Source organism: Eubacterium sp. 1001713B170207_170306_E7, assembly GCF_015547515.1.
Lineage (GTDB): Bacteria > Bacillota > Clostridia > Eubacteriales > Eubacteriaceae > Eubacterium.
In genome coordinates, this window is record NZ_JADMVE010000001.1 from 452,535 (window position 1) to 473,060 (window position 20,526).

Below are 20,526 nucleotides of genomic sequence, written 5' to 3' on the forward strand. Positions count from 1 at the left end.
TGTACCTGCTTTAACCTGAAAGCCATCAGAGACGAAGCCTCAGAACCCGATACGCCCAAACCACGTACCGGCTTTTTTTATTGCCCTCCGGCCTGAAATGCCGCTTTTTCATTAGAAATTAGTGGTAAAAACGGCACAAATATGGTAAAATATAAACGTTGATTATACTAAGAAACGCGATAAAAGACGCTCTTTTATGATAAGACGAGAGGGAAGCAATGAAAATAAAAGCCAAAAAAATTATATCCAGATGCCTCGCCGCGCTGCTGGTTCTGCTGTGCCTCTGCCCGGCCGTGAGCGCCGCCGGACAGAACGAGGCCGGGCAGACCGTGCTGCGGGTGGCCTTTCCTGAGAGCAAGGGCATCAACGAGACCTACGAGGACGGCACCCACGGCGGCTGCGTGTACGACTGGCTTCAGGAGATCGCCAAGTACACCGGGTGGAAATACGAGTTTGTCACCGGTGATTCTACCGAGCTGCTGGAGGGGTTTGTGGCCGGAGAATACGACCTCATGGGCGGCATGTATAAGGTGGAGGGCGACGCGCAGAACTATAACTATCCCAAATACGTCATGGGCACCAACAGCGCCCTGCTGATCTACCGCAACGACGACACCACCATCAAGGGCTTTGACAACACCACCCTCAACGGCAAGCGCATCGGCGTGTACGATCTGGCCGCCGCCAAGATCGAGCGGCTCCAGAAATACCTGGATTTCAACAATCTCAGCTGTGAGCTGGTGCATTACGACAGCTACAACGCCTACGCAGACTGCCTCGAAACCGGCCAGGTTGACCTGATGCTGGGCGGCGAGGTCTACATGAAGGACGGGTACAACGTGGCCGCCAAGTTCGACAGCGAGCCCTATTACATCGTGACCGCCAAAGACGAGCCCGCCCTGTGCGACGAGCTCTCAGCCGCCATGGAGGCCATATACGACGCCAACCCCAACTTCGCCAAAGAGGTGTACGCACAGTATTTTCCCGACGCCTATGTCAACACCATCAGCTTTACCGAAGAGGAACAGCGCTTTATCGGGCAGAGCGGCCCCATCCGGGTGTCCGTCGTCCGGGACAAATACCCCCTGCATTATGAAGAAAACGGCACCTATGTGGGCATTATCCCCAGCTGCCTCGAGCTGATCAGCCAGCGCACCGGCCTGTCCTTTGAATACGTCTACGGCGACAACTACCAGGAGCTTCTGGACCTTGTGGCAGACGGAAAGGCCGACATGGCCAGCTGGTTTACCAACAGCGACCCCTCCGCCGCCGGCCTGGGCCTTGTAAGGACCACTGATTTCGCCTCCCTGGATACCGTGACCCTGAGGAACAAGCGCTCCTCCGAGTCCGGAGCCGGCCAGGTCATGGCGCTGCCGCAGGGCATGGACAACCAGCCCGCCAGCGGACAGGACAGCGTGCGCTACTATGAAAATTACAGCCAGTGCATGGAGGCCGTGGACCGCGGCGAGGCCGATTATACCAGCATTCCCGCCGCCTTTGTCGAGGATCTGTACGCCAAAAACTACTACCCCAACGTCTACCTCATGGCGGATATGAGCGCGCCCGAAGAGCTGACCCTGGCCCTGCCGGAGCCCGTCAATGTGCCCTTATACTCCGTGCTCAGCAAGGCCATCAACAGCCTGAGCGACGCAGAGCGGGAGACCATCCGCCAGCAGAGCAGCCTGTCCATCCACGAGGGCCCCGTGAGCCTGAAATCCGTGGTTTACGGCAGCCCCGTGCTGGTGATCAGCATCTGCGTGGGCATCATCGCCCTGGCCGCGGCCGTGCTGCTGGTGTTCAATTTCTACCGCACCAAGGAAAAGGTCATGCGCCTCGAGCTTGAAAAAGCCGTGGAGACCAGCAGGGCCAAGTCCGACTTCCTCTCCCGCATGAGCCACGAAATCCGCACCCCCATGAACGGGATCATGGGCATGGCGGCCATCGCGCGGCAGAACGTGGACGACCGGGAAAAAACCACCGACTGCCTGGAAAAGGTCGAGTCCTCCTCAAGGCACCTGCTGTCCCTGATCAACGACATTCTGGACATGTCCAAGATCGAGAGCGGCAAGGTGGAATTCCGGCAGATCCCCTTTAATTTTAAGAGCGTTCTGAACGAAATCTGCGATATCTACTACGGTCAGGCCGAGGAAAAGAACGTGCAGTTCGAGACCGTGCTCGTGGGCAGCATTGCCGAGTGTCTGACCGGCGATCCCCTGCGCCTCAAGCAGATCGTGGGCAACCTGCTCTCCAACGCCTGCAAGTTCACCCCGGCCGGCGGCCGGATCGAGCTGCGGGTGTCCGAGATGTCCGCCGACGACGCAGTGATCTGGCTCAGCTTTGAGGTCTCCGACACCGGCTGCGGCATCGCCCGGGAGAGCATCAGCCATATTTTCGACTCCTTCGAGCAGGCCGACGCTGGCATCAGCGCCAACTACGGCGGTACCGGCCTGGGCCTGTCCATTGTCCGGAGCTTTGCCTCAGCCATGGGCGGCAGCGTGACCGTGGACAGCGAGGAAGGGCGGGGCAGCGTTTTCCGCGTCCGGCTGCCCTTCGGCAATCCCGGCCAGCCCGAGCTCTGCTTTAACGGCCAGGGCATGAGCGCCCTGCTGCTGGCGGCCGATCCGGAGGTAAGCGGCCACATCGCCCTGGTGCTCAAAAAGCTGGGAATCCAGACCGATGCCGCCGCCAGCCTGAAGGAAGCCGAAGCCCTGTCGGCTCAGGGAAAAGCCTATTCACTCTACCTTGTGGACGGCCGGCTTCAGAGCCGTGAGATACTGGAATCCATACGCCGCCTGAGGGCGCTGGCAGGGCCCGAAGCCAGGGTTTACCTGCTGACCGCCAGCCGCATGACCGGGCTGAAAAAGGAAGCTGCCGCCGCCGGCGCGACCGGCGTGATCCTGCGGCCCCTGTTCCCGTCCACAATTGCCGAGGCTCTGAGCGGCGCCGGGACAGGCAGCGGCGGACAGGAGGCCGAAGAAGCCTGGGATTTCAGCGGATACCGTATCCTGCTGGCAGAGGACAACGAGATCAACCGTGAGATCGCCTGCGAGCTGCTGGGCATCACCGGAGCCGTGGTGGACACGGCCGAGGACGGCCAGGAGGCCCTGGAAAAATTCGCGGCCTCGGGCATTGGCTGCTACGATCTGGTCCTCATGGACATTCAGATGCCGAGAATGGACGGCTACGAGGCCACCCGCCGCATCCGGGGACTGGACCGGCCCGACAGCGCCACAGTGCCTATCTTCGCCATGACCGCCAACGCCTTTACCGACGACGTGAACAAAAGCCTGGAGAGCGGAATGAACGACCACATCTCCAAACCCCTGGACGTGAGCCTGCTCTACAGGAAAATAAGGGACATCCTCCAGTCAGAATAGGCAGGGGCAGGGCTGGCGGCCTGTAAGATCAGGCTGTAGACAAACGGTGTCAGCAAGAGATAAAGGGTTAAAAAGCAAGCTTTGAATGGAAAATGCAGAATGGAGAATTGAGAATTACAGGAGCAAAATGCGTCCGCATTTTGATATGACGCGGCCGCAGGCCGCCATCTCAATGGCTTGAGCCCCGGTGAAAGCCCACCGGCATGCTCCATTGTCCATTCTCAATTCTCCATTTGTATTGTCTCAGACATTTACTTTGCATCTCATGAACAATTTTGTAGACACTCAGACGCTGTGCGGACAGCGTCTTTTTTTCGTGTGCCGTCAATGTATTTCAGGAAAGCCTTGATTACAGGAGGGTTCGGGAAGAATGCACTAAAGCGACACAGATGTCGTTTTCTCAAAAAGCCAGGGCAGTGCCGGGAGGCGATGCTTAAATGGTTGTCCCGCCCGGGGTTTTAAGGTAAAATGAAATTCTAGATTTCAGTGAGAACGGGGGAAAAAATATGCGCCGAATATTGATCGTAGAGGATGAGCGGGACATTGTGAAGCACCTGAGGGTACTGCTGGAGGAGGAGGGCTTCTCGGTGACCGGGGCAGCCACCCGGGCCGAGGCTCAGGACGCCCTGGAGCGCCAGCCCTTTGACCTGATCCTCCTGGACCTGATGCTGCCGGACGGCAGCGGCTATGCCCTGTGCACCGAGATCCGCCGCCGGGAGGACACGCCGTTGATCTTCCTCACCGCCATGGACGACGAGGCCAGCATTGTCACCGGGTTCGACCTTGGGGCCGACGACTATATCACCAAGCCCTTTAAGCCCATGGAGCTGGTATCCCGGGTTAAGAACAGCCTCCGGCGGAGCGGCAGGGCCCAGTCCGTCTTTCAGCTCGGCGGCCTGAGCGTGGACACCGCCGGGGCCGCAGTGCGCCGGGACGGCCAGGAGGTGGTGCTCTCAGCCCTCGAGTACCGACTGCTGCTCACCCTGCTGAACCACCGGGGCGAGGTGCTGTCCAGGAGCCGCCTGCTCCAGGAAATATGGGACGCCTCCGGCGATTTTGTCAACGACAATACCCTGACCGTCTACATCAAGCGCTTGCGGGAGAAGATCGAGGCCGACCCGGCCGATCCGCAGATCATCAAAACCGTCCGGGGCCTGGGCTACAAGGTGGAGGGCTGAGATGGAGCTGTTTAGAAATCCCGAAGTGCATAGGCTGGCAGGGCTTTACGGCCTGCTCACCCTTTTAGCGGCGGCTGGCGGCTGGTGGATCAGCCCGCTCTGCGCCCTTTATGTGCTGGCCGTGTGCGCGGCGGCCGGCATCCTCTTTTACCGTTTTACGGCCAGACGCTACCGCCGCCTGGCTGCCCTGAGCCTGGAGCTGGACCGTATCCTGCACGGCGGCGGCGCCCTGTGCGAAATCCCCGACGAGGAGGGCGAGCTGGCCGTGCTGCAGAGCGCGCTCTATAAGATGACCCTGCGCCTGCGGGACCAGGCAGAGGCTCTGGAGGCTGATAAAACCGCCCTCAGCGCCGCCCTGGCCGATATCTCCCATCAGCTCCGCGTCCCGCTCACCACCCTGGGGCTGCTGGTGCCCCGGCTGTGCAGTGCGGACACCGGGTACGACAGCCGCTGCCGCCTGGCCGGAGAGGCCGGCAGCCTGCTGGGCCGTATCCAGTGGCTCATCGACGCCCTGCTCAAGCTGTCCCGACTGGAGGCCGGAACCGTGGGCTTTAAGCAAGAGCCCGTGTCCGTCTCCGAGCTGATCGCCAGCGCCGCCGCCCCGCTGGAGATCCCCATGGAGCTGAGGGAACAGACCCTTTGTGTCGCAGTGGATGAGACCCTGAGCTTCGCAGGGGATTTTTACTGGTCGGTGGAGGCGGTTGGCAATATCCTGAAAAACTGTATGGAGCACGCCCCCCGGGGCGGCCGGATTACCGTGACCGCCCAGGAAAGCCCCATGGCCACCGAGATTCTCATCGCCGACAACGGGCCCGGCATCGCGCCGGAGGACAGGCCGCACCTGTTTGAGCGTTTTTATAAGGGAAAGGATTCCGCGGGAGACAGCGCCGGCATCGGCCTTGCCCTGTCCCAGACCATTTTCAGCCGCCAGAACGGCAGTATAACGGCTGAGAGCCCCGAAGGCGGCGGAGCCCTGTTCCGGATCAAAATCTACAAAGGCTGGGCAGACAGCCCCCAAAAGTGACAATTCTGTCACGAACGGGTCACGGCCATGTCACCGGACTTGTGCTATGCTAAAGAAGCGGAGAGTGAAATATGGAAATTTTGAGAGCAGAGCATCTGCACAAGGTATACAAAAACGGCAGCGGCAGGGTAGAGGCCCTGAGAGATGTTTGCCTTTCGGCAGAAAAGGGCGAGCTGGTGGCTGTCACCGGACCGTCCGGCTCAGGAAAGTCGACCCTGCTGCACCTGATCGGCGGCGTGGAAGACCCCACCGCGGGCACTGTCCATATCGGTGGTGTGGATATTCACCGCAAAACCAGAGCCGGGCTGGCCGTTTTCAGACGGCGGCAGATCGGGCTGGTTTACCAGTTTTATAACCTGATCCCAAGCCTGAGCGTCGAGGACAACATTCTACTGCCGCTGCGCCTGGACGGGCGCCGGGTCAACCGGGATTATCTGGAGGAGCTGCTGTGTCTTTTAAAGCTCCAGGACCTTGCCGGGCAGCTGCCCGGAGCCCTTTCCGGCGGCGAGCAGCAGCGCGCCGCCATCGGCCGGGCCCTCATAGCGGCTCCGGTCCTTGTGCTGGCAGATGAACCCACCGGCAGCCTTGACCGCAGAGGCAGCCAGGAAATCATGGGGCTCTTTAAAATTTCCAGACAAAAATACAAGCAGACCATCATCATCGTGACCCATGACGAGGATATTGCCAGACAGGCAGACCGGCGCGTCGAAATATGTGACGGCCGCCTTGCCGGGGCGCGGTGACAGGCCTGTGAGCACAAAACAGGAGGCAATCATTGGAAATTTTAAGATGCGAAGGTGTCACAAAGGCCTACGGCAAGGGCGAAAATGCCGTACACGCGCTGCGGGGCATTGATTTAACCATCGAAAAGGGAGAGTTCGCCGCCATTATCGGCGCCTCGGGATCGGGAAAGTCAACCTTGCTGCATATTCTCGGTGCGGTGGACAGCCCGACCAGGGGCAGCGTCTGGGTCGGCGGGCAGGAAATCTCGGCCCTGAGCCCAGGTGAGGCGGCGCTTTTCAGGCGCAGGAAGGTAGGCCTGATCTATCAGTTTTACAACCTGATCCCCACCCTTTCGGTGGAGCGGAATATCAAGCTGCCCCTGCTTCTGGACAAAACTGAGCCCGAGCCCAAAAGCTTTGAGGCCATGATCCAGACCCTGGGCCTGGGGGATAAGCTGAACGCACTGCCCAGCCAGCTTTCCGGCGGGCAGCAGCAGCGCACCGCCATTGCCCGGTCCCTGCTGTACCGCCCGGCCCTGCTGCTGGCGGACGAGCCGACAGGCAATCTGGACCAGGAGAACTCCCGGGAGATCATGGCCCTGCTGAAGCGCTTTAACCGAAAGCTCGAGCAGACCATTCTGGTCATCACCCATGATGAGCTGGTCGCCAAAGCCGCTGACCGGATCATCCGGATCGAGGACGGCCGCATTGTTTCCGATGCGCCGGCCCGCTGAAACGGTAAGGGAGGGCTTAATCATGTGGAAGGCTTATACCCGGAGCGCGGTGAAGAACAACCGCGCGGCCAGCGCTGCCATCATCACGGCGGTGCTTATTTCAGCCGCCTTTATCTCACTGATCAGCGGCATTTTTTACAACCTGTGGACAGATAATATCCGGCGGACCATCGCGGCCGAGGGGGACTGGCAGGGCACGCTGACAGCCCAGTGGACAGAGGACAGCCTCAGCCTTGTCCAGCGTGCGCCGAACGTGGACCGGGTAGTCCTGGAGGCACCCGCGGCCGACGGCCGCCAGGCGGCCCGGATCTACCTTAAGAATCCCCGGACCACCTACGAGGACCTGCCGGCCCTTGCCGGTCTGGCCGGTATCGACAGCCAGGACCCGTCAGCGGTGCAGTACAACAACCTGCTGCTGACCCAGTACTTTATCTATTCTCCCCAGGAGAAAAAAGACCCGCCGCTGCTGCTTGGCTTTTACCTCTGTGTCTTGGTGGTGCTCTGCTTTTCCCTGGTCCTGATTATTTACAACGCCTTCAGCGTGTCCATGAACGCAAGGCTTCACCAGCTCGGAATTCTGCAGAGCGTCGGGGCCACGCCGCGCCAGATACGGGCAGCCCTCATGCAGGAGGCCTTTGCGCTGTCCTTGCTGCCCATGCTTCTCGGCATCGGTGCGGGTATCGGGCTTAACGCCGCCTTTGTGCACTTCTCCAACCTCATCGGGAGCGAGGTGCAGCGCCAGGCTGCGGTCTTTGATTACAGTCCCTGGGTCTTTCTGGCAGCCCTGGCCGCCTGCCTGCTGACTGTGGGCCTTTCGGCCTGGGTGCCGGCCCGCCGGCTCAGCCGCATGACGCCCATGGAGGCCATCCGCGGCGGAGACAGCAAGGCAGTAGAAAAGGTCCGATCCTTCCGGCTGCTGTCACGGTTGTTCGGCCTGGAGGGCGAGCTGGCCGGGAAATCGCTTTATGTGCGCAGAAAGGCCTTCCGTACCGCCACTGTGTCCCTGACCCTGTCCTTTCTGGTGTTCAGTGTTTTTCTGAATTTTATGACCCTGTCGGATATCAGTACCCAGCAGACCTATTTTGAACGCTATAAGGATAAATGGGACCTGCTGGCCACGCTGGAGGAGGCTGACGCGGCCGACCCGGCGCTGCTGGCCCGGATACGGGAGATCCCTGGCGTTGAGAGCGGCACCGCCTACCGGAAGGTGGACGCTACCACAACCCTGTCCCCGGAGCTGCTCAGCGATGAGCTGAAAGCCCTTGGAGGCCCCGAGGCCCTGAAGGATACGGGAATCACGGTGGAAAACGGGAGCTACCGGGTCCAGGCGCCCATCCTTGTGCTGGACGACGCCAGCTTTCAGGCCTACTGTGAGAAAGCCGGTATCCGCGCCGATGAATCCGCGGCGCCGCCGGCTGTCACCGTCAACCGCATATGGGACAATACCAGCAGCCATTTCAGAGCGCCTGTCTACAAGCCCTTTATCCGGCAGGCAGACGCGGAGATCCTGACGCTTTACAGCCCCGGGGGGAAATCTGTCCAGCTCGAGACCACAGCCTTTACAGACCAGACGCCAGAGCTGAGGGAGGAGTATGAGGACTTCGCCCTGATGCAGGTCATGCCGGAGAGCACCTTTGCCCGGATCGCCGGGAATTTTGAGCGCGGAGCGCTGTACATCAGCCTTCTCACAGCTTCGGAGGATCAGATCGCCGGAGCCGAGGCCGAGCTGGCAGGCCTTCTGGATCAGACAGGTTCAGCCTGCCGCATTGAAAACAGGCAGGCCGATGAGGCCTATAACACCGCGGCCAGAAACGCCCTCAACGTCATTATGGGCGTGCTGTGCGGGCTCATGGCCTTTATCGGCATCGCCAATGTCTTTGCCAATGTTCTGGGGCATATCAGCCAGAGAAAAAGGGAGTTTGCCCGCTACCTGTCTGTGGGCATGACGCCCGGCGGCGTGTGGCGGGTGCTGTCCATGGAGGCGCTGATTATCGGGCTGAGGCCCATACTCATCAGCCTGCCTTTTAACGTGCTGTTTATCATTTTTGCCGTTAACGCCAGCAAGCTCGCCCCGGCGGTCTTTATCCAGAGCATGCCCCTGATACCGCTGGCCGCCTTTGCCATAGTGGTTCTGGCCGCAGTCGGGCTGGCCTACGCTGCCGGCGGCCGGATTATCTGCCGCTCTGCCATCGCGGATACGCTGAAGGATGATACCCTGTTTTAGAGAAAAGAAAAAGCCGGAGCTGCGCCCCGTTTTGCGGACAGCTCCGGCTTTTTGCCGGTTATTTTACATCATTGCAGCCAATCCCTGAAAAGACTTGACAATTAGCGTACGAAATATTAGCATTAAAGAAAAAAGAAAGAAGGAAACATTGCGATGATCCATTGTGTGGTATGTATCCGGCCGCTTTCAGACAGTACCCCCGTGCAGGCCGGCCCGGCAGGGGAAGGGCTGTCGGCCCGGCCAGGGCCTGTGGCCATGAATCCGGACGATAAGGCCGGGGTGGAGGCGGCCCTGCGGCTGAAGGAGGCAGAGGGCGGCGATGTGGCGGTTTTCTGCGCCGGGCCGGAGTCCTCAGTGGAAATACTGAGAGAAGCCCTGGCCATGGGCTGTGACGAGGCCGTCCTGACCGCAGTGCCGTTTCCAGACTGCCTGTGTGCAGAGACAGCCGCAAAGGCACTGGCAGAGGCCCTGAAAGACAAGACATACAACCTGATCCTCACCGGCGGCCAGGCCCTTGACAGCACCGCCACCCAGACAGGGCCACTGCTGGCAGAGGCGCTGAGCCTGCCTCAGCTCACCCAGGCCCGGACACTGTCGCTGACGGGCCGGCAGGCCGCCGCCCGGTGCAGCTTCGGCAGCCGGGAGGCCCTTCTCAAAGCGCCCCTGCCCTGTCTGGTCACGGTGACAGACAAGCTGGCAGAGCCGCGGTATCCCACCTTTATGGGCATAACCGGAGCCTACGGCAAGCCGCTTCGGCGCATTGAATACAAGGGAGAGGACAGCGCCCTCTGTGTGAAAGCACTGGTAAACCGTCAGCGCGGACGGCAGGGGCAAATGGTGCGGAAAGAGCCGCCGGAGGCAGCTGCCCGGCTGCTGTCCTTTATCCGGGACGAGGGCCTGCTTTAGCACCAAACCGGTTCTTAAAAAAGCCCTGCTCCACAGCCGGAAGGGCATGTGAAGCAGGGCTTTTGTTCTTTGGCTTTACAGGCTTTTCGCCACCGTTCGCGCCCACTCGTCGACATCCAGAATGTCCTCAAGGGTCGGGGCTTTGACCGGAACATGCTGGTGCATGACCGCCTCGTTGATTCTCGGAATATCTAAAAAGGAGATTTCCTCCTTCAGGAAACGGGCCACCGCGATCTCATTGGCGGCGTTCAGGGCTGCAGGCATGGAGCCGCCGGCCCTCAGGGCTTCATAGGCCAGCGCCAGACAGCGGAAGGTGTCCTTGTCCGGCTTCTCAAAGGTCAGGGTGCCGGCCTCAGCGAGATCCAGAGAAGGCTTGGTGTTCTCAACACGGCAGGGATAGAAAAACGCGATCTGGATCGGCAGGGCCATATCCGGCAGGCCGAGCTGGGCCATCACGGCCCGGTCCCTGTACTCAACCATGGAGTGGATAATGCTCTGGGGGTGGACCACCACGTCGATCTGATCCAGCTCCAGATCAAAGAGCCATTTGGCCTCGATGACCTCCAGCCCCTTGTTCATCAGGGTCGCAGAGTCGATGGTGATCTTCGGGCCCATGGACCAGCTGGGGTGCTTCAGCGCCTGGGCCAGGGTTACCTGCTCCAGATAAGCACGGTCCTTTCCGCGGAATGGGCCACCGGAAGCAGTGATGATCACCTTTTTCAGCTCCTCGTGTTGGTTACCCATCAGGCACTGGAAGATGGCCGAATGCTCACTGTCCACGGGCAGCAGGGCCACGCCCTTCTTCGCCACCGCGTCCATGACAATGGAGCCGCCGGCCACCAAAGTTTCCTTGTTGGCCAGGGCGATGTCGATCCCGGCCTCGATGGCGGCCAGGGTGGGGCGCAGTCCGACCATACCGGAGACCGCGGTCAGCAGCATTTCCGTATGGTCACAGGTCGCAACGGCGATGAGCCCCTCCATGCCTGAGAGCACCTCAATGTCCGGAAACTCAACCTGGATGCGCTTTCTCAGGTTAAAGGCAGCGTCCGAGTCCATGACGCCCACCAGCTCGGGCTGGTATTTACGGATCTGTTCCTCCATGGCGTCAATTTCGTTGAAGCAGGAAATGCTGACAACGTTCAGTTCCTCAGGAAATTCATCCACCACCGACAGGGCCTGCGTGCCGATTGACCCCGTAGAGCCTATGATACTAATATTTTTCATCGTGTCACCTCGAATAATCATTATTTGCAGCTCTATTATATCATAATGCCGCCCCACTTAGTAAAAAAGATGTAAAATTCATCCCGCCAAGTAAGGCTGAATTGCTTGTATTTCTCTTAAAAAGCCGTCAGATTCCATAAAAATCTTGAACCTCTGTCGGTTTAAGCGTATAATTATAATTAGGATAATTTTTTGTTAGGAGGCATCGAATATGAGACCTTTTATAGGCAGAAAGCAGGAGCTTCAGCTTCTTGAAAACGCGTATACCAGTAAAAACGCCTTTGTCATGGTCAACGGACGGCGCCGTGTGGGTAAAACCGCCCTGATCCGTCATTTTCTGAAGGGCAAGCGGGCTTTTTACTTTACCGCGAAAGAAGAGGTTGATGTTTTGAGCCGACGGCGCTTCCTTAAAAGCTTTGCGGAATACTGCGGAGAGACCCTCAGCTCCTCGGCAAAGCTGCCGGACTGGAAGGAAATCTTCAAGGCCTTCGCCGAGCGGGTAGAGACCTCCAGAAAGGTGCTGGTCATCGACAACGTAGCGTACCTGATGCTGGCGGACCCAACCTTTGCGAGAGCATTAAAATACGCGTGGGAGCATTACTTCAAGCAGGCGTCTGTCATGCTGATCGTGGTAATGCCCAACAACAGCCTCCTGGTAAACCTGGAGAGCAAAAACAATACACTGATCAGCTGTGTGACCACCCAGCTCAAGCTGAAGCCCATCAGCTTTGTGGAGATGCTCAAGGACTATCCCCACCAGGATTTCAATCAGCTTATGACCCTGTACGCCATCGCCGGAGGTGTGCCCAAGTACTGGGAGTTCTTTGCCGCCTGCGAAAAGACCATCGATTACATGGGCGTGGTCCGGGAGGACATGCTGGGGCTCAACAGCTTTTTATACGAGGAGCCCATGAACCTCATCGAGCGGGATGTCTGGGAGCCGGCCTATTACAACGCGGTGCTGAAGGCCGTGGCCGACGATTACCACCGCCCGGCCGACATTGCCAGGTACCTGGAGATGAAGCCCGGCGCAGTGAACCACTGCCTGAACAATCTGGCCACACTGGGATATCTGGAGGCCAGAGTGCCCATCACCGAAAAAAAGGCCGGATCGGCCAACCGTAAGGTTCAGTACTATTTTGCCGATGCCTTTATGGACTTCTGGTACACCTTCATTTTTGAGAATAAAGAGCATCTGGAGGCAGGGCAGGAGCTTCAGATTTTTGAAACCATCAAGCGCGCTTTTCCAGGCTACATTCAGTTCTGGTTTAAAAGCGTCTGTAAAGAGATTTTTGCCGCGGCCTGTAAGCAGGGGGGAATCCCTTTCAAAATCGACCGTATCGGCACATTCTGGAATAAAAACGACGAAACCGTGGATATTGTGGCGGTGGATGAGCAGCGTAAGCGCATCTTCTTGGGCGACTGCCTGTACAGCAATAAGCCCTATACCATGGAAGCCTATGACGATTTTGTGGAAAACTGCAGCGATATCCGTGAGTTCAAGGCCTTCAAGGACTACGACTGGACCCACGGCGTCTTTACCGCCAATCCCTTTGACCCGGACCTCATGGATTACGCCATGATCACCTCAGACGTATATCTGTTTAACGGAATTACCGTCTATTCCCGAAAATAAAAACACGCAGACAGCCTCACCGCTGCCTGCGTGTTTTTTATGCGCTTACAATTTGGATTTGCCAAGGGCCACGCAGCTGAGCACCAGACCGGTCGTGCCGGCCGCCAGGGCTACAATGCTGAGCACAAAGGATGCCACTTTCATTTCAACACCTCGTTTCGATAAATTCAGTGCCTTTATTATAACACGTTTAAGGCCTTTTTTCATAAAGCCGGGCATTCATTTTGGAAATTTTATGCCGGATGATCAGGTACTGGACAATCCAGATGATCAGGTAGAGAACCGCGAAAACCGCGAAATAAATCAGTATGCTGATGAAACCAGGGCTTACCCAGCGGCAGGCAATGGAGATGGGCAGCAGGGTAAAGGTCAGCAGCAGAAAATGGATGATGGTTTTCTTTAAAAGGCTCCACCGCTCCACCGCCCAGACAGCTCCCCCGAAGCCGCAGATGAACCCAAGGGCCGCGCTGGCCAGATACTGGAAAAGGGCCGCGTCCAGCACACTGCCCATCATGTCCGTGAGCTCAGGGGACACCGGGGAATAGCTGCCCGCAATCAGAGAGATGGCCAGAGAGATCGTAGCAGAGATGGCAATGCCGATGGGCACGCCCAAAAGGCCGAAGCCCAGTGCTTTTTTTACCGTCATTTCAGTTACCTCACAATCCTAAATATTTTTTAATCCTGGAGACATAGCGCCTGGAGACAAAGGCCTTGTCCCCGTTAGTCATCCGAAGGCTGATGGTGCCGCTGATGCTGGTATCCAGACTGGTGACATGGCTGAAATTAACAATCTCAGAGTTGGAAATCCGAACAAAGCTGCTGCCCGAGAGCAGATCCTCCAGCTCGTAAAGGCGGTGCTTTACCCGGTAGGTCTGCTCCCGGCACCGGACAAAGGTTTTCTGATCCTCCGTATAAAAACGGAAAATCTCCTTCCGGTCCAGCAGGTAAATCCGGCCGCCGGAAACCGCGGTGATCATGCTGGGATGGCTGGCCGAAAGGCGCTCGGCCAGAGCGGAGATTTCAGCGGTCAGAGCGTTTGTGCAGATGATCACGCAGGGTTTTTGCAGCGCAGGGTCAATTTTGATTTCAACATCCATTTTGAAAAGCCTCCTTGATGTTTCCGTTAACGGTTGATTTAATTATACGTGAAATCAGCCCGGACGCAAGGTTTTTTCGCTAAGTGGTCGCAGACAGAGGGTAAGTGGCAGGTTGACGGCCGGCAGAGGGTAGGGTAAACTTTTAACAGCAGACGCGCGCAGACTGCGCCTTTTATCCAGATAAGAAAAAGGGACCAGGCGCCGTGGACACGCAAGCCGGGAGCAAGAGCGACTGGCGCTCTCAATGCTACTGCGAAGCGGTAGCAACCAAAAGGAACACAGATGATCCACGGTTTGTTTTGATTCGTATTTCATACGAAACAAATCGATAACATCTGCGAAACCGATTCACACCAAATTACAAATTTGGGTTCTCTGGTTCCCGCAGGCCGCCTTTTTCTTCCTTAGGTAAAAGGCTTCGTCTGCTGGGTTTTTGTCATACTGTATAGCGGCAGCGCTGCGGATAATAAATTCGGAGGTGAAAAATGAAAAGCGATGAAATATTAATGATCGGCGACAGCCTGATCGAGTACGGGGACTGGGAGACCCTGCTCGGAAAAGCGGTTATCAACCGGGGCATGGGCGGCGACACCACCGAGGGGGTGCTCATGCGCATTGGCAGAAGCCTGGAGCGCAGGCCGGATAAAATCTTTCTGATGGTCGGGGTGAACGACATCATCACCGGGGAGACAACCGCCTTTACCGCCCGTAACTACGAGGCCATCCTTCAGAAAATCAGGGCGCTGTCGCCGGACAGCGCTGTCTATGTGCATAAGGCGCTGCCCTGCAACCCCGAGAAGCTCTTCTTTGTATTTGACAACCGCCGGGTCACAGCGCTCAACTGGGAAATCGAGCGGCTGGCAGAAAAATACAGCGCCGAATGCATTGATCTGTGGGATGTTCTGACAGAAAACGGCGAGCTGCTGCCAGCATACACCCTGGACGGCGTGCACCTGACAGCCCCGGCCTACGCGCTGTGGGCCCAGAAGCTCAGGAGACTTCTTTAGGGGCGGGCAGCAGCCTTGTCTCAAGGGCGCAGGCACCCGAGCCAATGCCAATGCCCAGAGCGGCAGCCGCCGCAATATCCGACGGATAGTGGACAAAAAGATACATTCTGGAAAAGCTGATGAGCGCAGCCAGCGGAATGGCACCAAGGCCAAAGGCTTTTTTGTTCAGGGTCAGGACCGTGGCGGCAGTCACAGAGGTCAGCGTATGGCCGGAGGGGAAGGAAGCGCCAAAGGGACGCTGGATCTTCAAAGAAACGGTGTGGTCAACGTCGCAGGGCCGCGCGCGGCGGAAGATGTTTTTAACCAGAATGTTGTTGGCGGCAACGTCAAAGGATACCGCCGCAGCGAGGGTAAAGCCGCACCGGCGGTATTTTTTTGAGAGCATCATCAGCCCGCCGATGCCAATCCAGACAGCGCCGGCAGTCCCGAGCTTCGTCGCGCCGATCATCACCTTGTCCAGCGCTGGTGAGCAGAGGTTTTTCTGTATTTTTTTCAATATTTTAAGATCAAATTTCGTGATGTTTTTCATTGAGTCATGAATTCTCCTTATATCGTAAAGCACATTATACCTGAAAATGGATTAATTTTCATTAAAAGCAGAATGACGTTCGTTTTCAAATGTGTTATAATGAGGAAAAGGAAGAGGTGAGGTTGATGAAAAAGCAATGGGCGATACTGATGGCAGTGCTGGCCTGCGCCGTTCTGACAGGGTGCGGGCAGGCGGACAGCCCTGTGGGGAGCTGGCAGGAGGATTATTTTGAGAAGACCTGTCCGGCAGAGGATGATATGCAGAACCATGTCATCACCTTTAATGATGACGGAACCTTCTCAGACGGGCGGGGTGTCAACAAAGATGGCCGCTACCAGGTGCTGTATTTTGACGGGAGCTACGGGAATTACGAGAATTGTTTAACGCTGAGCCGGGTGACACTCTTTGATTCAGCTTTTGAGGTGTACCGGCAAACGGAATACGGGACTGAGATCAGCGATCGCGAAATGGATAAAAAGAAGTATGCCGGACCACGCCTCACGCCGCCTCCCGGAAAATATGATTGGGAAATGGAATTGCAGGCAATGCGCGCGATGAAGGATAGCCAGCGGTTTTATTATCGGATTTCTGGAAACCATCTTTACATTATCAGTGCGAAGGTCAATCTGGAGAAAGGTAGTATGGTCAATGGAAAATACCACTTTGTCCGGTAGATATGCCGGAAAACAGCGTGGAATGAAGCGCCTGCTGGCCTGTGGGGCGGCTGTGATTTTGATTTTTGCCCTGTCAGGCTGTCAGGCCAGGCAGTCCCCGCTGGTCGGATTATGGCATACCGAAAGCGGTGACACGCTGCCTCTGGAGAGTATGACCATTGAATTTAAAGACGATGGCGTTGTCAATACCCTCGAGTATCATGTGTTTGGCGTCCGCGACTACTATGGCTATGGGCCCTCCGGAACCTATGGCGCTACAGAAAACAAGCTGATCTTTGCGCTTTCTGGCAGCTCATCACGTTGCAGTGATGAAAAATACGCGGATCGAAATTATCAGGAGGTAGAAGAGAAGTATCCAGACCGCCTTGAGCGTTACTTCGAAGTTGAAGGAGACACACTGTATCTCTACGAAACACAGGACAAAAAACAAACACCGAACGCGTTTTTGACAGGGGAATTTAAACGCGGGCCGGCCAGTGAATGCGAACGGCTCAGGAAATATTTCTACAATGAGTAGAGATGGGATCAAAGCAGATAAACAGGCCCGGCATTCAATTGCTCTAAAAAAAGAACAAGAACTTTAACCCATAAAAGCTTGACAGCCTAAATCTTGAGTGCTAAAATAAAGCACAATTAAAATGACAACTGAATACTTGCCTTAAAAACCATTGACGTGAAGATAAAAACAGTTCGTGCACTTACAGAGAGCCGGGAATGCTGAGAGCCTGGCAGAACGCAGCCTGTTAAATGGATCACCGAGGGCGCAGTGAACAGAGCGCAAGCTCCCATTACTCTGCGACGCACCTTCTGCGTTATTGAAGAGGCGGTTGATGGACCGCTGCAAAGAGCATGGGATCTTTTTGTTTCCCGTGAATAAAGGTGGCACCGCGGGTGTTTTCACAGAACTTACAGCACTCGTCCTTTAATAAACGCATTTGCGTCTATTTTAGGGCGAGTGTTTTTTGATGTTTTGTCCAATTTTTAAAAAAATTGGCAGGGGTAAGGAGCGTTAGCGGTTACCCCGGTAACAAAACGAACGCAAAGCATTGGTGAAATTCACCATTCTGGATTATTATTTCGGCAATGCTTTGTGAACCCTGCCTGTCCAATTTTTATCATCACTATAAAAGGAGCAACCTATGAAAATACCATCGTTAGAAACCGTACAGAAACAATCAGAAGGCTTCGCGGCGTTTCCTGTCAGCTGCGAAATTTTTGCGGACATCAAGACACCGATTCAGGTGCTGAAAATATTAAAGAGCATCAGCGCGCGCTGCTATCTGCTGGAAAGCGTCGAGGGGGTTGAGAAGTGGGGGCGGTATTCCTTCCTCGGCTTCGACCCGGTGGTCGAGGTGAAGTGTAAGGACGGCCTTATGGAAATCAAAAACGGCACCTCGGTCAAAATAAAGACCGATGATCCGGGACAGGAGATAAGGCGTATCCTGTCTGAGTACAGAAGCCCAAGAGTGGCCGGGCTGCCGCCCTTTACCGGCGGCTTTGTCGGCTATTTTTCCTACGACTATCTGAAATACAGCGAGTCATCCCTGCGCTTTGACGGTGACGACAGCGCGGGCTTTGACGATCTGGACCTCATGCTCTTTGAAAAGGTCATTGCCTTTGACCAGCTGCGGCAGAAAATTGTGATCATGGTAACCATCAAAACCGATAATCTGGCCGTGAACTATAACCACGCCGTCAGAGAACTGGATTACCTAGTGAGCCTGATCCGAAGCGATGTCCCGGAGAACCGGGAGAAGCCGAGGCTGCTCAGTGATTTCAGGCCGCATTTTGACCGGGAGGCCTACTGTGAGATCGTGGAAAAAACCAAAGGCTATATCCGAGAGGGCGACATTTTTCAGGCAGTGCCCTCCAACCGTCTGACCGCCGAGATGGAGGGGAGCCTGTTCAACACCTACCGTGTGCTGAGGACCATCAATCCATCTCCCTATATGTATTACATTGCCTGTGACGACCTCGAGATCGCCGGTGCGTCCCCTGAGACACTGGTAAAGCTTCAGGATGGTCAGCTCTCAACCTTCCCCATTGCGGGCACCAGCCCCAGGGGCGTGACCAGTGAGGCGGACACCGAGCTTGAGGAACGTCTGCTCAAAGACCCGAAGGAGCTGGCAGAGCACAACATGTTGGTGGACCTGGGGCGGAACGATCTTGGCCGGGTAAGCAAGTACGGCAGCGTAGAGGTGCAGGAGTATTTAAAAATCCAGAAGTATTCCCATGTCATGCACATCACCTCCGTGGTAACCGGGCAGCTGAGAGAGGATATGGACCAGCTTGACGCGGTGGCGGCAGTGCTCCCCGCGGGCACGCTTTCGGGAGCGCCCAAGATAAGAGCCTGCGAGATCATCAACGGGCTGGAGGGAATACGGCGCGGCATTTACGGCGGCGCCATCGGCTACATTGATTTCACGGGCAATATGGATGTCTGCATCGCCATCCGGACAGCCGTCAAGAAGAATGACCTGGTCTACGTTCAGTCCGGCGGCGGTGTGGTTGCAGACAGCGACCCGGAAAAGGAATACCAGGAGAGCATCAACAAGGCCATGGCTGTGGTTGAAGCCGTAAAACAATCTGTGGAGGTAATGGACTGATGATTTTAATCATTGATAACTACGACAGCTTTTCTTACAATCTTGTGCAGCAGGTGGGCAGGGTAAATCCTGACCTGAAAGTCATCCGGAACGACGCCCTGAGCCTGGACGAAATCGAGGCGCTGCACCCATCCCATATCATTCTGTCGCCAGGCCCCGGGCGGCCTGCCGGCGCCGGCGTCTGCGAGGCCGTGGTCCGACGGTTTGCGGGCAAGCTGCCGATTTTAGGCGTATGCCTGGGACACCAGGCCATCTGTGAGGCCTTTGGCGCAGAAATCACCTACGCCAGCGAGCTGATCCACGGGAAAAAGAGCAGCATTCACATTGCCAATGGCAGCCAGCTGTTTAAAGGCCTGCCGCCCATTATGGACGCGGCCCGCTATCATTCTCTGGCCGTAAACCGGAGCAGCCTGCCCGATGAGCTGCTCATCATCGCGGAGGATAATGCCGACGAGGTCATGGGCGTTAAGCACCAGGACTATGATGTTTACGGGCTCCAGTTTCACCCCGAATCCATATTGACGCCAAAGGGAAGCACCATCATTGAAAACTTTTTAGCATTAGGAGGAAAAGCACAATGATACAGGACGCAATCTATACGGTTTTAAACGGACAGAACCTTGATCTGGACGCCACCAAGGAAGCCTTTAACCAGATTATGGAGGGAAAGGCCACCAGCGCGCAGATCGGCTCCTTTCTCACGGCCATGCGGATGAAGGGCGAGACCATTGAGGAGATCACTGCCTGCGCCACGGTGATGCGTGAAAAATGCACAAAGCTCGACCCCGGGATGGATGTGCTGGAAATCGTGGGCACCGGAGGAGACGAAGCCAATACCTTTAACATCTCCACCGTTTCAGGCATTGTCGTCTCCGCCGGCGGCGTACCCGTGGCCAAGCACGGCAACCGGAGTGTTTCCAGCAAATGCGGCGCCGCCGACTGCCTGGAGGCTCTGGGGGTTAAGATCGACCTGAATGCTGAACAGAACGCGCGGATGCTCAGAGAGCTTGGTATTTGCTTTATGTTTGCGCCGGTATACCACGCCTCCATGAAGTACGCAGGCCCAGTCCGCAAAGAAATCGCGGTGCGCACCATCTTCAACATTCTGGGCCCGCTGGCCAACCCTGCGGGGGCCAATATGCAGCTGCTGGGCGTCTACGACGAGAACCTGGTAGAGCCCCTTGCCAGAGTGCTCTCAAACCTCGGTGTCAAGCGGGGAATGGTGGTTCACGGACACGATGGCCTGGACGAGATTACCCTGTGCGACACCACCACCATCTGCGAGATAAACGACGGCCAGCTCAACAGCTTTTTCCTTTCACCGGAGCAGCTGGGCCTGAAACGCTGTGCGCCGGAGGCGTTAGTCGGAGGCGGCCCGCAGGAAAATGCCGAGATCGCACGGGAAATCCTGGGTGGTGTCCATGGCCCCAAGCGCGATGTGGTGCTCTTAAATGCGGCGGTCTGCCTGTATATGACCTATAACCAGATGACGCTGAGGGAATGTGTGCGCTATGCCCAAAATCTGATTGACAGCGGAAAAGCCATGGAACAGCTGAACCGGTTCATCGCTTTGTCCCATGAGGTGTAG

At 56.7% G+C, this 20,526-nt stretch carries 18 protein-coding genes; 14 read left to right on the forward strand and 4 right to left on the reverse strand.

Annotation, left to right across the window (positions count from 1 at the left end):
• Window positions 1-218 precede the first annotated feature (218 nt).
• The 7 genes from I2B62_RS02280 (at window position 219) to I2B62_RS02310 (ending at window position 10,165) form a co-directional block, all read left to right on the forward strand.
• The gene (locus tag I2B62_RS02280; protein ID WP_195267349.1) at window positions 219-3,377 is read left to right on the forward strand and encodes a response regulator; all 3,159 of its coding nucleotides are present in this window, start codon (window positions 219-221) and stop codon (window positions 3,375-3,377) included.
• A gap of 506 nt (window positions 3,378-3,883) precedes the next feature.
• A complete protein-coding gene (locus tag I2B62_RS02285) occupies window positions 3,884-4,555 on the forward strand; it encodes a response regulator transcription factor (RefSeq protein WP_195267350.1) in 672 nt (223 codons plus the stop codon).
• Between the two features lies 1 nt (window position 4,556).
• Window positions 4,557-5,579 carry a HAMP domain-containing sensor histidine kinase gene (locus I2B62_RS02290; RefSeq protein ID WP_195267351.1) on the forward strand — a complete coding sequence of 341 codons (1,023 nt, stop codon included), beginning with the start codon at window positions 4,557-4,559 and terminating at the stop codon, window positions 5,577-5,579.
• Between the two features lie 71 nt (window positions 5,580-5,650).
• Window positions 5,651-6,322, forward strand: coding sequence for an ABC transporter ATP-binding protein (locus tag I2B62_RS02295; protein WP_195267352.1), 672 nt, complete (start codon window positions 5,651-5,653; stop codon window positions 6,320-6,322).
• Window positions 6,323-6,354: 32 nt separating this feature from the next.
• Complete coding sequence (locus I2B62_RS02300) at window positions 6,355-7,035, forward strand: ABC transporter ATP-binding protein (protein WP_195267353.1); 681 nt, start codon at window positions 6,355-6,357, stop codon at window positions 7,033-7,035.
• Between the two features lie 22 nt (window positions 7,036-7,057).
• Window positions 7,058-9,259 carry an ABC transporter permease gene (locus tag I2B62_RS02305; RefSeq protein WP_195267354.1) on the forward strand — a complete coding sequence of 734 codons (2,202 nt, stop codon included), beginning with the start codon at window positions 7,058-7,060 and terminating at the stop codon, window positions 9,257-9,259.
• A gap of 153 nt (window positions 9,260-9,412) precedes the next feature.
• Window positions 9,413-10,165: an electron transfer flavoprotein subunit beta gene (locus tag I2B62_RS02310; protein ID WP_195267355.1), complete on the forward strand. Its 753-nt coding sequence runs from the start codon at window positions 9,413-9,415 to the stop codon at window positions 10,163-10,165.
• A gap of 75 nt (window positions 10,166-10,240) precedes the next feature.
• Here I2B62_RS02310 and I2B62_RS02315 read toward each other — a convergent pair whose 3' ends face one another.
• A complete protein-coding gene (locus I2B62_RS02315) occupies window positions 10,241-11,389 on the reverse strand; it encodes a 1-deoxy-D-xylulose-5-phosphate reductoisomerase (RefSeq protein ID WP_195267356.1) in 1,149 nt (382 codons plus the stop codon).
• 211 nt (window positions 11,390-11,600) lie between these two features.
• Between I2B62_RS02315 and I2B62_RS02320 the strand changes: the two genes are divergently transcribed.
• Window positions 11,601-13,025 carry an ATP-binding protein gene (locus I2B62_RS02320; RefSeq protein WP_195267357.1) on the forward strand — a complete coding sequence of 475 codons (1,425 nt, stop codon included), beginning with the start codon at window positions 11,601-11,603 and terminating at the stop codon, window positions 13,023-13,025.
• 190 nt (window positions 13,026-13,215) lie between these two features.
• On the opposite strand, the gene I2B62_RS02325 is transcribed toward I2B62_RS02320, so the two are convergent.
• Window positions 13,216-13,671, reverse strand: coding sequence for a DUF3021 domain-containing protein (locus I2B62_RS02325; RefSeq protein ID WP_195267358.1), 456 nt, complete (start codon window positions 13,669-13,671; stop codon window positions 13,216-13,218).
• 10 nt (window positions 13,672-13,681) lie between these two features.
• Window positions 13,682-14,122 carry a LytTR family DNA-binding domain-containing protein gene (locus I2B62_RS02330; RefSeq protein ID WP_195267359.1) on the reverse strand — a complete coding sequence of 147 codons (441 nt, stop codon included), beginning with the start codon at window positions 14,120-14,122 and terminating at the stop codon, window positions 13,682-13,684.
• 485 nt (window positions 14,123-14,607) lie between these two features.
• Here I2B62_RS02330 and I2B62_RS02335 point away from each other — a divergent pair, with 485 nt between their 5' ends.
• Complete coding sequence (locus I2B62_RS02335; protein ID WP_195267360.1) at window positions 14,608-15,129, forward strand: GDSL-type esterase/lipase family protein; 522 nt, start codon at window positions 14,608-14,610, stop codon at window positions 15,127-15,129.
• On the opposite strand, the gene I2B62_RS02340 is transcribed toward I2B62_RS02335, so the two are convergent.
• Window positions 15,113-15,658, reverse strand: a complete 546-nt coding sequence (locus I2B62_RS02340; RefSeq protein ID WP_195267361.1) for a phosphatase PAP2 family protein — start codon at window positions 15,656-15,658, stop codon at window positions 15,113-15,115. The genes I2B62_RS02335 and I2B62_RS02340 overlap by 17 nt on opposite strands.
• Window positions 15,659-15,783: 125 nt before the next feature.
• On the opposite strand from I2B62_RS02340, the gene I2B62_RS02345 reads away from it, so the two are divergent.
• From I2B62_RS02345 to trpD, 5 genes are all read left to right on the forward strand, one after another.
• Complete coding sequence (locus I2B62_RS02345) at window positions 15,784-16,332, forward strand: hypothetical protein (protein WP_195267362.1); 549 nt, start codon at window positions 15,784-15,786, stop codon at window positions 16,330-16,332.
• Window positions 16,307-16,849 (forward strand): hypothetical protein, encoded by a 543-nt coding sequence (locus I2B62_RS02350; RefSeq protein WP_195267363.1) that lies wholly within the window; start codon window positions 16,307-16,309, stop codon window positions 16,847-16,849. Before I2B62_RS02345 ends, I2B62_RS02350 begins: the two co-directional genes overlap by 26 nt.
• A 622-nt stretch (window positions 16,850-17,471) precedes the next feature.
• On the forward strand, window positions 17,472-18,938 hold the full coding sequence (gene trpE / locus I2B62_RS02355) for an anthranilate synthase component I (protein WP_195267364.1): 1,467 nt from the start codon (window positions 17,472-17,474) through the stop codon (window positions 18,936-18,938).
• Window positions 18,938-19,519: an aminodeoxychorismate/anthranilate synthase component II gene (locus tag I2B62_RS02360; protein WP_195267365.1), complete on the forward strand. Its 582-nt coding sequence runs from the start codon at window positions 18,938-18,940 to the stop codon at window positions 19,517-19,519. The genes trpE and I2B62_RS02360 overlap by 1 nt, the downstream gene beginning before the upstream one ends.
• Window positions 19,516-20,526, forward strand: coding sequence for an anthranilate phosphoribosyltransferase (trpD, locus tag I2B62_RS02365; RefSeq protein WP_195267366.1), 1,011 nt, complete (start codon window positions 19,516-19,518; stop codon window positions 20,524-20,526). Before I2B62_RS02360 ends, trpD begins: the two co-directional genes overlap by 4 nt.